The organism is Pseudomonas sp. LBUM1676 (assembly GCF_059695605.1).
This window is the reverse complement of record NZ_CP166777.1, coordinates 2,541,993-2,554,512: the sequence shown is the minus strand read 5'-3', so window position 1 is coordinate 2,554,512 and position 12,520 is coordinate 2,541,993. Positions and strand designations below refer to the sequence as shown.

At 61.9% G+C, this 12,520-nt stretch carries 10 protein-coding genes; 3 read left to right on the top strand and 7 right to left on the bottom strand.

What is annotated here, in order from left to right; translation table 11 throughout:
* Window positions 1–26: 26 nt before the first annotated feature.
* The 4 genes from ACA041_RS12025 to ACA041_RS12010 all read right to left on the bottom strand — a co-directional run bounded on the left by ACA041_RS12025 (window position 27) and on the right by ACA041_RS12010 (window position 4,235).
* A complete protein-coding gene (locus ACA041_RS12025) occupies window positions 27–1,865 on the bottom strand; it encodes an amidohydrolase (RefSeq protein WP_497441291.1) in 1,839 nt (612 codons plus the stop codon).
* The gene (locus ACA041_RS12020) at window positions 1,862–2,473 is read right to left on the bottom strand and encodes an antibiotic biosynthesis monooxygenase (protein WP_497441290.1); all 612 of its coding nucleotides are present in this window, start codon (window positions 2,471–2,473) and stop codon (window positions 1,862–1,864) included. Before ACA041_RS12020 ends, ACA041_RS12025 begins: the two co-directional genes overlap by 4 nt.
* A gap of 331 nt (window positions 2,474–2,804) precedes the next feature.
* Window positions 2,805–2,930, bottom strand: coding sequence for a hypothetical protein (locus ACA041_RS12015; RefSeq protein ID WP_497441289.1), 126 nt, complete (start codon window positions 2,928–2,930; stop codon window positions 2,805–2,807).
* Window positions 2,931–3,317: 387 nt separating this feature from the next.
* Window positions 3,318–4,235, bottom strand: a complete 918-nt coding sequence (locus ACA041_RS12010; RefSeq protein WP_497441288.1) for a LysR family transcriptional regulator — start codon at window positions 4,233–4,235, stop codon at window positions 3,318–3,320.
* A 251-nt stretch (window positions 4,236–4,486) separates the two neighbouring features.
* Between ACA041_RS12010 and ACA041_RS12005 the strand changes: the two genes are divergently transcribed.
* A complete protein-coding gene (locus ACA041_RS12005) occupies window positions 4,487–4,900 on the top strand; it encodes a helix-turn-helix domain-containing protein (protein WP_497441287.1) in 414 nt (137 codons plus the stop codon).
* Window positions 4,901–5,038: 138 nt separating this feature from the next.
* Here ACA041_RS12005 and ACA041_RS12000 read toward each other — a convergent pair whose 3' ends face one another.
* Complete coding sequence (locus ACA041_RS12000; RefSeq protein ID WP_497441286.1) at window positions 5,039–5,863, bottom strand: alpha/beta fold hydrolase; 825 nt, start codon at window positions 5,861–5,863, stop codon at window positions 5,039–5,041.
* 168 nt (window positions 5,864–6,031) lie between these two features.
* On the opposite strand from ACA041_RS12000, the gene ACA041_RS11995 reads away from it, so the two are divergent.
* On the top strand, window positions 6,032–8,836 hold the full coding sequence (locus ACA041_RS11995; RefSeq protein WP_497441285.1) for an ATP-binding protein: 2,805 nt from the start codon (window positions 6,032–6,034) through the stop codon (window positions 8,834–8,836).
* On the opposite strand, the gene ACA041_RS11990 is transcribed toward ACA041_RS11995, so the two are convergent.
* Both ACA041_RS11990 and ACA041_RS11985 read right to left on the bottom strand, forming a co-directional pair.
* Window positions 8,801–10,285, bottom strand: a complete 1,485-nt coding sequence (locus ACA041_RS11990) for an ATP-binding protein (RefSeq protein ID WP_497441284.1) — start codon at window positions 10,283–10,285, stop codon at window positions 8,801–8,803. The genes ACA041_RS11995 and ACA041_RS11990 overlap by 36 nt on opposite strands.
* A 183-nt stretch (window positions 10,286–10,468) precedes the next feature.
* Entirely contained in the window at window positions 10,469–11,419 is a 951-nt protein-coding gene (locus ACA041_RS11985) for a GlxA family transcriptional regulator (RefSeq protein WP_497441283.1), read from the bottom strand.
* 301 nt (window positions 11,420–11,720) lie between these two features.
* Here ACA041_RS11985 and ACA041_RS11980 point away from each other — a divergent pair, with 301 nt between their 5' ends.
* Complete coding sequence (locus ACA041_RS11980; protein ID WP_497441282.1) at window positions 11,721–12,443, top strand: pirin family protein; 723 nt, start codon at window positions 11,721–11,723, stop codon at window positions 12,441–12,443.
* Window positions 12,444–12,520 lie beyond the last annotated feature (77 nt).

The following is a 12,520-nucleotide window of genomic DNA, read 5'->3' as shown; positions in this document are numbered from 1 at the left end:
AGTCGACCGACGCTTTGTTGTAATCGTCAGAAGGCAAAACACGAGCAGCCAAAGGCGCCCCAGAAACCGGCGAAATCGCCGACCGGCGCGTTGGACAACCGCGCCCGTTCATGACTGTGGGAATGCACCCCGCACGGTCCGCTGCAATGGTGAACCTGGGCCTGCATCGGCGAAGCCGGGCGCCAGTGACCCGGCACCTTGACCACCGGCGACCAGTCCGGCAGCACCGGCACGCTGGCCGGCCCGAGCTTTTCGAAGTCACCGGCGGCGTACACCACCTTGCCACCGACCACGGTCAACACCGACTCGATCCACTTGATCGCTTCTTCGTCGACACTGAAAAAGTCCGCGCTCAGCGCCGCCAGGTCAGCCAGTTGGCCGACCTTGATCATGCCTTTCTTGCCCTGTTCGGAAGAAAACCAGGCGCTGCCGTGGGTGAACAACTCCAGCGCGGTCTGCCGGGAAAGGCCCTCGCTGTGCAATTGCAGGCCACCGACGGTGCGGCCGCTGACCATCCAGTACAACGAGGTCCATGGATTGTAGCTGGACACCCGCGTGGCATCGGTGCCGGCGCCAACCGGTACGCCTTCGGCCAGCATGCGCTGGATCGGCGGCGTGGCTTCGGCGGCCTTGCTGCCGTAGCGCTCGACGAAATATTCGCCCTGGAATGCCATGCGGTCCTGGATCGCAATCCCGCCACCCAGCGCCCTCACCCGCTCGATGTTCTGCGGGGTGATGGTTTCGGCGTGGTCGAAAAACCAGGGCAAGCCATTGAACGGAATATCGCGGTTGACCTTCTCGAACACGTCGAGCATGCGGCTGATGGACTCGTCATACGTCGCATGCAGACGGAATGGCCAGCGCTGCTCGACCAAATGGCGAACCACCGGCTCCAGCTCGTCTTCCATGGATTGTGGCAAGTCCGGGCGCGGCTCGAGGAAGTCTTCGAAGTCCGCTGCCGAGAACACCAGCATTTCCCCGGCGCCGTTGTGCCGCAGGTAATCGTCACCCTGGTGCAGCGCCACGCTGCTGGTCCAGTTCTTGAAGTCGGTCAGCTCTTCCTTGGGCTTCTGGGTGAACAGGTTGTAGGCGATGCGAACGGTCAATTGCTGGTCCTTGGCCAGCTGCTCGATCACCTGGTAATCGTCCGGATAGTTCTGGAAACCACCGCCGGCATCGATGGCGCTGGTCAGGCCGAGCCGGTTGAGCTCGCGCATGAACTGGCGGGTCGAGTTGACCTGATACTCCAGCGGCAACTTCGGCCCCTTGGCCAGGGTCGAGTACAGAATCATCGCGTTGGGCCGCGCCACCAGCATGCCGGTCGGTTCGCCGTTGGCATCGCGCACAATCTCGCCGCCCGGCGGGTTTGGCGTGTTGCGGGTGTACCCAGCAACCCGCAGCGCCGCACGGTTGAGCAAGGCGCGGTCGTACAAATGCAGCACGAACACCGGCGTGTCGGGCGCCGCCTGGTTGAGTTCTTCCAGGCTCGGCATGCGTTTTTCGGCGAACTGGAATTCGTTCCAGCCACCCACCACCCGCACCCACTGCGGTGTCGGCGTGCGGTCGGCCTGATCCTTGAGCATGCGCAGGGCATCGGCCAGGGAAGGCACACCTTCCCAACGCAGTTCGAGGTTGTAGTTCAAACCGCCCCGGATCAGGTGCAGGTGCGAGTCATTGAGACCGGGGATGACGCAGCGGCCCTTGAGGTCGACAACCTGAGTGCCCGAACCGCGCAGGGCCATGGCTTCGGCATCGGTGCCGACCGCGGCGAAGCGACCGTCGCTGATCGCTACGGCGCTGGCTCGCGGGTTTTCCCGGTCAACGGTATGAAATTGGCCATTGAATAAAATCAGATCGGCGCTCATCGCGTTTCCTTAGGCTGAGTGGAAGAGGAAAGCCAGGGCGCGAACAAGCGCGTCGCCATCGGCATGAACAGGTACACCACCGAGACAACGATGGTCAGCGTGATCAGGAACGTGGCAACCACGTAATTGGACAGCAAGGCGTTGAGCTGCAGCAGCGGGCCCCAGATCAGCGGCACCAGCAAGGTGTGCGGCAAAATCACCAGCAGCGTCACCACAGCCTGCTTCCAGCGCGGCGGGGGCGTGTTGGTTTCAGCCTGCGGCGCGAACCAGAATTCGTTGACCGGATTGACCTCGGTCTGGTCGCCGTCGGCGAGCATCGGCGTGGCTTCGTTGACCAACTCAAGCCGCTGCGGCGAGTCCAGCCAGCGCTGCATCGCCTCGGTGGAGCAAAAGCGCAGCACACAGGTGTACAAGTCGAGCCCGGCGCTTTTGCCACGAATCACATCGACGCCCAAGTGCCCGTTTTGCTGCCCGGCGATACTGACGATGTTGCGCAACCAGGCTTCGTAGGGCACTTCAAAACCGGCCTTGATCCGGTGTTTGATGACCAGGGTCACGACTTCATCAAAGCCCCGTGCAGGCGAGTCCAGCGAATTGGCTTCAGGCATAACGAAAGACTCCGACAAAACGAATAATGAACGCCAGCCGGCCTGGTCGGCCCGGCGATGGGGATGCTGGTGAACAGAATCCATCAATCAGAAACTACCGGCGCCGACGCGCCGGGAACAGGTTTGATAGTGCCGGGGTGGAGGCGGGGAAAATTGGATGTACGTGCTCTTTTTCTGGTTGGGATGGATCCTTGACCCAACGCAAATCCCTGTAGGGGCCGGCTTGCTGGCGAAGGCGGATCAAGGGGCGCTGCAACACTCGAGGCCGCCTTCGCGGGCAAGCCTCGCTCCTACAGGGGGTCCGGATACAGCCGGGAGATCAGGTCGGCTGTCAGGCCGCCTTCGCGAGCAGGCTCGCTCCCACATTTTGATCCGGGTACAGCCGCAAAATCAGGTCGGCTGTCAGGCCGCCTTCGCGAGCAAGCTCGCTCCCACAGAAGAGCAAATCGGCGCGCATTCGCTCGTCACCACTCATCAGGCCGAGCGTTAGCTCGCCTGCAGCTCTTGATCTTGATCCACCCGCCCCTTCGGTAGGCTGAGTGGAGGTGTGCATCCGGGGAGTGGCGCGCAGCGCCGTTCGACGCAGTCGAACACGCTGCATGTAGGTCGTCGCGAAGCAGACCGGAGGGCAGTGTCCCCGGATGGATACCGGAGCGAAGGAACGCCGAGCCTTAGCGAGGGGCCGGACGCCGGGGCGAGCCTTTTTGGGTACTTTTATGGCGCTTGAAAAAAGTGCCTCGCCGTAAGGGCGAAACCCTAAGCGGCCATTACCGCAGCAACGGATATGTACACAACAAACAAGAACCTGGTCGGCCCAAAGGCCGCCAAGTTCAAAAAAAAGCGCCTAAGAAACATGAAGCGGCCCAGACATGAACTGACCGATCCGCCCCCGCAACCACCGCTCCGCCGGATCATTATCCTGCACCCCGCTCCAGGCCATCGACAACTGCGCCGCCTCAATCGGAAACGGCGGATCCTCGGCGCGCAAAGCACACCCCTCGACCAACGCGCACGCCGCATAATCGGGCACCGTCGCAATCATCTCGGTCCCCGCCAGCAACGCCCGCAACCCACTGAACTGCGGAACCCCAAGCACCACCCGGCGACAACGCCCGATCTTGGCCAGGTCCAGATCGATGTTGCCACTCAGATCGCCGGAAAACGACACCATCGCATGGGGCCGCTCACAGTACTCATCGAGCGTCAGCGTGCCCGGCCGTTTGTCCCCGCGCAGCACCTTGCAGGGGATATCCCGCAACTTCTTGCACTTGGCATTCGCCGGCAACTCCGTGGTGTAACTCACCCCCACGGAAATCTCTCCCGAGGCCAGCAACGCCGGCATCAGCAGATAGTTGGCGCGACGCACCACCACCACGATCCCCGGCGCCTCTTCCTGCAATTGCCGCAGCAACGGCGGAAACAACCCAAACTCGGCATCGTCCGACAGGCCGATACGAAACACATCGCGGCTCGTCGTCGGATCGAATTCTTTCGCCCGGCTGACCGCCCCGGAAATAACATCCATCGCCGGTTGCAGCTCTTTGAGAATCGCCAGCGCGCGCCCCGTCGGCTCCATCCCGCGGCCATTACGCAACAGCAGCTGATCATCGAACAGATCCCGGAGCCGCCCCAGCGCAGCACTCACCGCCGGTTGGCCCATGAACAGTTTTTCGGCAACGCGGGTCAGGTTCTTTTCGAACATCAACGCCTCGAAAATCACCAACAGGTTCATGTCGACGCGGCGCAGATCGTTACGGTTCACAGGCACGGCTCCCTTATTTGTGCGGCGGACTTTACCCGCTCAGCGGGACGTTGGCCGTTCGTTTGCAAGGAGCGTTTCAAAGTCGCCCACAGGTAATGTCGATTGTGCCCCCTTACCAGCCTTGAAAATTGCAGCAATGTGCTGAATTGACGCCTTCGCACAGGGATGCGCAGCCAAACAATTAACAACGTTTAACTCGCCTGGCGGAACCCCGCGACCAAGAATGAAGCTCATCGACACGGACATTTGCCATGGTCTACTTTCAGCAAAACGCCGCTCGCGCGCCAGTCACTGAAACCAGGAAAAACACCGGCGGCCTGACCCCGTGGCGCGAGAATCTGGTCAAGCAGTTGATTCTCGAACGCCTCGGTGAAACCCTGGAAGTCACCGAACTGGCACAGGCCTGCGCGCTCTCGCGCAGCCACTTTTCCCGTGCGTTCAAGTGCAGCACCGGGCTTTCGCCCCAGGACTGGATTCGTCATCAACGCATTGCACGGGCCAAGCAACTGATCCAGAACACCGACCTGACGCTGACGCAAATCAGCCTGGAATGCGGCTTCTGCGATCAGGCGCACTTCTGCCATATCTTCACCCGCAGCGAGGGCATCAATCCGTTTGCCTGGCGCTGCCAGACCCTGCGCGGCCTCCCGCGCACCCACCTGTAGGAGCCAGGCTTGCCGGCGAAGGCGGCCACGAGTCCTGCAGTGGCCATGAAGACGCCTTCGCCGGCAAGCCTGGCCCCAACGGATCGTGGGACTTCTGCCTTGATGGCACCACCGTCCTCAGGCGCAAAACGGCGCGGATCAACCCTCGAGAAACGCCAACAGATCCGCGTTGAGCTGATCCTTGTGGGTATCAGTCAAGCCGTGGGGCGCGCCGGGGTAGACTTTCAAAGTAGAACCTTTCACCAGTTTGGCTGAAGCAATGCCGGCGGCTTCGATCGGTACGACCTGGTCCGCATCGCCGTGCACCACCAGGGTCGGAATGTCGAACTTCTGCAGGTCTTCGGTGAAGTCGGTTTCGGAGAACGCCTTGATGCAGTCATAGGCATTCTTGTGCCCGGACGTCATGCCCTGCAGCCAGAACCAGTCGATCATGCCTTGGGACGGCTTGGCGCCCGGTTTGTTGAAGCCGAAGAACGGACCGCTGGCGAGGTCGATGTACAGCTGCGACCGATCCGCCAGGGAGGCCTGGCGAATGCCGTCGAACACTTCGATCGGCAAGCCGCCGGGGTTGGCTTCAGTCTTGAGCATCAGCGGCGGCACCGAGGAAATCAGCCCGGCCTTGGCCACGCGGCCTGTGCCGTGGCGACCGATGTAACGCGCCACTTCGCCGCCGCCGGTGGAGAACCCGAACAACACGGCGTCCTTGAGGTCCAGCAACTCGATCAACTGCGCCAGGTCGTCGGCATAGGTGTCCATGTCATTGCCGGCCCACGGCTGGCTGGAGCGGCCATGACCACGGCGATCGTGGGCAATGACCCGGTAGCCTTTGGAGGCCAGGAAAATCATCTGCGATTCCCAGCTGTCGGCATTCAACGGCCAGCCGTGGCTGAAGACGACGGGCTGACCGGTGCCCCAGTCCTTGTAGTAAATCTCGGTGCCGTCGCGGGTGGTGAAAGTACTCATGGTGATATCTCCTTGGCGAGTGTCGGTGGGATTGAAATCGGTGAATGGCTCAGACGCTCCACGCGCGCTTGGACATGCGCTTGACGCATCAGTCCTTTATAAGAGAGTTTTGGCCGCAGACCTGACGCAGTACGAGTTAATCGTTGTTAATTTCCCCGGAGTGACCCGTTGACCCTTTCCCCCGCACAGGCCATCCATTTCGGCCCCTACCGGATCTATCCCGGACAACGCCGGGTGATGGAGGCCGACCAGCCTCTGCGCCTGGGCCGGCGAGCCCTGGACATTCTGTTGATCCTGCTGGAGCACGCCGGAAACGTGGTCAGCAAACAGCAACTGATCGCCAGGGTCTGGCCCAAAAGCGTAGTCGAAGACATCAACTTGCGCGTGCACATGGCAGCGCTGCGCAAAGCCCTGGGCGACGGCCAGGCTGGCCAGCGCTATATCGTCACCGTCGCCCAGCGCGGCTACAGTTTTGTCGCGCCGTTCTCGCTGCAACCGATCGGGCAATCGCTCGCGAGCGAAAGCATCGAGCCGAGCGCCCATAACCTGCCCATCCGTCGAACGCGCATGATCGGTCGTCAATTGCTGGTCGAAAGCCTGGTCACGCAACTGCCACGCCAGCGCTTCATCACCCTCGTCGGCCCCGGCGGCATCGGCAAGACGACGGTGGCGCTGCGCATCGGCGAACTGTTGATCGGTCGTTATCGGGACGGCATTCGCCTGCTGGACCTGGCGCCAATCAGTGACCCGACGCTGATCACTGCACATCTGGCTACGCTGCTGGATTTGTCCCTGCACGGCGCCGAACCGATGAGCAGCCTTGCAGCGTGCCTGCGGGAGCGGCAGATGCTGCTGGTGATCGACAACTGCGAGCACCTGCTCGACGCCGTCGCGCTGCTCTGCGAAAGCATCCTGCGCGCCGCACCGCACGTGCACATCCTGACCACCAGCCGCGAAAGCCTGCGGGCCGAAGGTGAGTTCGTCCAGCGTCTCGAATCGCTCGATTGCCCACCGCCCATCGCGGTGCTGGACCGCGCCCAGGCACTGACCTTTTCCGCGTTGCAACTGTTCGTCGAGCGGGCCATGGCCAGCCACGACAGTTTCGAGCTGAGCGATGACGACCTGCCGCTGTTGATTGAAATCTGCCATCGTCTGGACGGCATTCCGCTGGCCATTGAACTGGCGGCAGCGCAGGTCGGCAACTTCGGTCTGAGCGGATTGCTGGCGCAGCTGCAAGGCAGTTTTCGCCTGCTGACCCAAGGCTGTCCGTCGACGCTGGGCCGACACCAGACCCTGCGCGCCACGCTCGACTGGAGTTTCGAACTGCTGAACGCCTGCGAGCAAACCTGCCTGCGCCGGTTGGGGGTGTTCAGGGGTGGCTTCACCCTGGAGTCGGCCGCAGCGGTGATCGTCGGCGACCACATCGAACCCGGCGAAGTGTTCGGCTCGATCACGCAACTGGTGGCCAAGTCGCTGCTGAACGTCGAGGTCGGCGACGAAGAAGTGTTCTACCGCTTGCTCGACACCACCCGCAGCTACGCCCTGGAAAAACTCGACCAGACCGTGGATCTGCCGGACACGCGAAAGCGCCACGCTGAACGTTGCCTGGCCTTGATGCATCAAGCCCAAACCGACTGGGAGCTGATTTCCACGGGCCTGTGGATCGAGCGTTACGCCCGCGGCCTGGATGACATTCGTTCGGCCCTCGACTGGGGCTTGAACGCTCATGGACCACAGGCACTGGCGATCCGCTTGACCGCGACCTCGACGCCACTCTGGCAGGAACTGTCGCGGCTCAAGGAGCACGGCGTTTACGTACGCAAGGCGCTGACCTTGCTTGAGGCGGCGCCTGAGCCCTGCCCTCATCTGGAAATGACCCTCAAGCTGGCCCTCGGCAGCGCCTGCTACCACACTCAGGTCTGCGCGACGGAAACCGTCGAGGCGTTCGTCAGCGCCGGAAACCTGGCCAGAGATTGCAACGATTTAACCGGTCAGTTGCGGGCGGTGTCCGGGCACATGGCCGTCAACCTCTGTGGCGCCAATTATCAGATGGCCCTGGAACAGAGCCGGCAATTCGATCGCTTGGGCCTGCACGGCAATGCGGCCTTGTCCCTCAGCACGCATCGCTTGCGGGTGCTGGCGTTGCACTTTGCCGGGGACCAGCAGCAGGCGCGAATGAATGCCGAACAGGTCCTTCAGCGCATGGCCCAGAGCGGCCATCTCAACCGCTTCACCTACGGTTTTGGCGTGCACTACGATCAGAGCGTTGCCGCCCTGACGACGCTGGCGCGCATCCTCTGGTTGCAGGGGCAACCGGAACAAGCCTGGCGCACCGCCCGGCAAGCGCTGGACATTGCCACGCAGATCAACCACGGCACATCCATTTGCTACACCCTGGCGCTGGCCGGCTGCCTGATCGCCCATTACAACGGCGATACCCGCACGGCTCGCGAACTCTTGCGCCTGCTGCTGGAGCAAGCGCAGAAACATTCGGTGCTGCTGTTCTACACCTGGGCCCGGCACTATGCGCAGGTGATCGACCGCGCCGAGGCGCACTTGCCTCTACAGCCAGGCGTGGGGCTGATCAAGGACATCATGGTCACGCTCGATAGCGGTTTCGTCGATGACGCCCTGTTGCAACGGGCCGACTCCGGTACGGCTGGCTGGTGCACGGCGGAAGTTCTGCGAGCCCGGGCGGACGCGCTGCTGGCCGAGGATTGCCCACTGAAAACCGAAGCGGCCGAGGCTATGTTGATCAGGGCTTTAGACGTGGCACAACATCAGGGTGCACTGGCCTGGGAACTGCGCAGCGCCACCTCGCTGGCGCAACTGTGGCAGCGCCAGGGTCGGCATCGGCAGGCACTTGAACTGCTGACACCGGTCTACAACCGGTTCACCGAAGGTTTTGCCACGCCGGACTTGAGCAGAGTCAGACGGCTACTCGACGAGCTCCATGGGCAACTGCACGCCTGAGACCCGGCGCGCACGGCTGATGTAATGCGAGTAGCGCCGCTCGAACGTGCGCAGGTGGCCGCTGTGTTCAAGCTTCTCCAGGGCATAGGTGCGCGTGGTATTGAGAAAGCGATAACGGGTAGCACCGTTGACCTGATCCATCGAAAGCAAGGACTTGGCGACCAGGCGCTGCACCAGCGCCGCCAGTTGATTGGGCTTGAGCACCTGGCAACGGCTCACGCCAATCGCGGCATCCAGGGTGAAAGACATTTTGAATACCGAGAGGCGCTGCAACAGGGTTTGCTCCAGCTGGCTCAGCCGCTCATAGCTCCAGTCCAGCGCGGCCTTGAGCGTCTGATGCCGGGGCACGGCCGTGCGCCGGCCTTGGGTCAGCAACTGAACACAGTTATCCAGCTGAGCCTGCAAACCGACTAACGCCAGCGCATCGATCTGCGCCGCCGCCAGTTCAATGGCCAGGGGCAAACCGTCGAGCCGCCGACAGATCTCGCGTACCGCCTTGAGGTCCTGTTCGCGCAGGGAAAAACCTTGCTGACGGGCCCGGGCACGACTGACAAACAACTGCACCGCCGAATAGCCCATGGTCTCGGTCACGCTGTGCAACGCCGAAACCGGCGGCACCGCCAGGGGCGGTAAGCGCTGGACCGTCTCCCCCAGCGCTTGCAGCGGTTCGCGACTGGTCACCAGGATCGACAACCGGGGCGCTGCCATCAACAGGTCCTCGACCAGCGTCCGGCAGCGTTCGAGCAGGTGTTCGCAGTTATCGAGCACCAACAACGTATGCCGTTGCGCCAAAACCTCCAGGGTGCTGCCGATCTCCAGTTCAAGGGCGCGGGTCAAATGATCGACCACTCGCGCCGGGTCATCGATCACCGTCATATCGATCAGCCAGACGCCATCCTGGTAGTGCTGCAACAGCAACTCGGCCACGCGCAAGGCCACGGTGGTCTTGCCGATGCCGGCGGGACCGACCAGGGTCATCAGCCGGCGAACCGGCAACTGCCGCACCAGGCTGCCGACGATCGAGTCCCGGCCGGTCACCGGCGAGAGCCGCGCAGGCAGGTTGTGCCGGGTTCTCTGCAGCGTCTCGATCGGGACTGGCGCAGCTTGCGGTTCATGCCCCACCGGGGCGATAAAGCTGTAGCCGCGTTGCGGAATATTGACGATATAGCGCTGCCCGTCCTGGCCGTCGGCCAACGCCCGGCGCAACGCGGCAATGTGCACCCGCAGGTTGATTTCCTCGACCACCGACGTCGGCCAGACCCGCGCAATCAGCTCATCCTTGCTGACCACCGTGCCGGCACGCTCCACCAACACCTGCAAAATATCCAGGGCCCGCCCGCCCATGCGTAGCGGCCGATCACCGTGCAGGATCAGGCGCTGGCGCAGGTAAAACGCATAGGGGCCGAATCGCAGCAGCGCTTCGCTGTTCAAATGTCTGAGGCTGGTCATGCACGTTTGCGTGCTGAAAACCTGGTCCGGTTCACAGTGCAAAAATCCATCGCACCGGCCATCCAGGTTCCCGCACCTCCATAGCTAAGAGTCCAGCGCTATCTTGGCAGGCCTCGGTGACGGTACAAAGGCCAAGATGGGAGCGCCACGGCCATCAGGGTGCGCACAACGGACACGAAGGCTCTAGCTGAACTGTTCGCGGTACTGGCTCGGGGTCAGGCCGAGCTTTTCACTGAACAGGAAACGCATGTGCCGGACACTGCCGAAGCCACTTTTGAAGGCCACGGTCTTGAGTGGCAGGTCGCTGGTTTCCAGCAGGTTCCTGGCGCAATCGATTCGCGCACTTTGCAAAAACTCCATGGGCGTCATGTTCACTTCCCGGGCGAACACCCGGGCGAAATGGCGCGGGCTCATGGTGGCGAGGCCAGCCATGCGCTCGATGCTGAAGGCTTCATCCAGATGCTCGAGCATATAGTTCTGCACCCGGGTCACCGGTGTTTCCTGGGGGGCGACGGCGGCCGTCAACGGACTGAACTGCGCCTGCCCGCCCTGGCGTTTCATCACCACCAGCAACACCTTCGCCACGTCCTGGGCGACTTTCTTGCCATGGTCTTCGGCGACCACCGCCAGTGCCAGGTCGATGCCGGCTGTGACGCCGCCGGAGGTGATGAGGTTGCGGTCCAGCAAGTAAATCCGGTCGGTCTCCACCGTCGCCTTGGGAAAGCCCTTGGTCAGCCGTTCGGTGTAGTGCCAGTGGGTGGTGACGCGATAGCCGTCGAGCAGGCCGGCATGGCCCAGCACGAAGGCGCCGGTGCAGATTGAACCGTAACGGCCTGCCCTATTCACAGCGTCTTTGAGCCAGCACAGCAACGGCGGATGTTTTTCGTTGTAGGCACCCGGGCCGCCCGGCACGAGCAACAGGTCATAGGCGTGATCGGCCTGATCGATGTGCAGATCGGTCTGCACGCTGACGCCATTGGAGGCCCGCAGCGCGCCATGCTCGGTGCCGATGGTCGACAGCTCATAGCGCTCGGCCGGGGGCAGATAACGGTTGGCGATGGAAAACACTTCCATAGGCCCGGCCATGTCGAGCAGCAGAAAGTCCGGAAACAACACCATAGCCACGGTTTTCATGGGTTCAAAATCACTGAGGTCAAAAAAAGACAGTCTGCGGGTACATGACACTGTGGGAGCGAGACCGGCTTGCCGGCGAAAGCGGTCTGACAGTCACCAGTATCGTTGAATGTGAATCCGCTTTCGCGAGCAGGCTCGCTTCCACAAGGAATGCAGAGGATAAGAATACCCGATTACCTGTTCATTACTGTCAACCTAAACGCGACAGTATTTCAATTTTAACCTACTTATTGCACTCACAAGTAACCATTAACCTTCTCCTCACTCGGACGAATCAACGTCCCCCCAGGAGAATTTCAACATGCTGACCCTACGCAAAGCTTCTGATCGCGGCGCCGCCAATCACGGTTGGTTGAAGTCGTTCCATACCTTTTCCTTCGCCAACTACCGCAACCCCAAAGAGCAGGGATTTTCCGACCTGCTGGTGATCAACGATGACCGCGTGGCGGCCGGTAAAGGCTTTGGCCAGCACCCGCACCGCGACATGGAGATATTCTCCTATGTGCTCGAAGGTGCCCTGGAACACAAGGACACCCTAGGCACCGGTTCGGTGATCCGCCCCGGCGATGTGCAACTGATGAGCGCCGGCAGCGGCGTGGCCCACAGCGAATACAACCATTCGGCTACGCGGCCGGTGCATTTTCTGCAGATCTGGATCGTGCCGGAAGTAAGCGGCGCCAAACCGCGTTATCAGCAAGAGCATTTCAGCACCCAGAAAAAGCGTGGGCGTCTGCAACTGATCATCTCCCCCGACGGGACAAATGGTTCGCTGAAGGTGCGCCAGGACGCGCGGGTGTATGCCGGCCTGATCGACGGCAAGGAAAGCGCCACCCTGGAGCTGGCAGCCAACCGTTATGCTTATGTGCATGTCGCTCGCGGCAGTGTCGAACTCAATGGTGTGTTGTTGCAGGAAGGCGATGGCGTGCGGGTCCGCGATGAGCAGGTGCTGAACTTGAGCAATGGCGTGGATGCCGAAGTGCTGGTGTTTGACCTGCGTCCGCAGGAACTGCCGCAAATGCCATAAGATCAAAAGATCAAAAGATCGCCACCTCGCTTCGCTCGACAGCGCCTACAGGGAGCGAGGTGGCGATCTTTACTCGC

Bases quoted from the DNA above. Each gene is read 5' to 3' on its own strand.
- ACA041_RS11990 (WP_497441284.1), bottom strand. From the start codon at position 10,285: ATGACCAGCCTCAGACATTTGAACAGCGAAGCGCTGCTGCGATTCGGC.
- ACA041_RS12020 (WP_497441290.1), bottom strand. From the start codon at position 2,473: ATGCCTGAAGCCAATTCGCTGGACTCGCCTGCACGGGGCTTTGATGAA.
- ACA041_RS12015 (WP_497441289.1), bottom strand. From the start codon at position 2,930: ATGCGCGCCGATTTGCTCTTCTGTGGGAGCGAGCTTGCTCGCGAAGGC.
- ACA041_RS11985 (WP_497441283.1), bottom strand. From the start codon at position 11,419: ATGAAAACCGTGGCTATGGTGTTGTTTCCGGACTTTCTGCTGCTCGAC.
- ACA041_RS12000 (WP_497441286.1), bottom strand. From the start codon at position 5,863: ATGAGTACTTTCACCACCCGCGACGGCACCGAGATTTACTACAAGGAC.
- ACA041_RS11980 (WP_497441282.1), top strand. From the start codon at position 11,721: ATGCTGACCCTACGCAAAGCTTCTGATCGCGGCGCCGCCAATCACGGT.
- ACA041_RS12025 (WP_497441291.1), bottom strand. From the start codon at position 1,865: ATGAGCGCCGATCTGATTTTATTCAATGGCCAATTTCATACCGTTGAC.
- ACA041_RS12005 (WP_497441287.1), top strand. From the start codon at position 4,487: ATGGTCTACTTTCAGCAAAACGCCGCTCGCGCGCCAGTCACTGAAACC.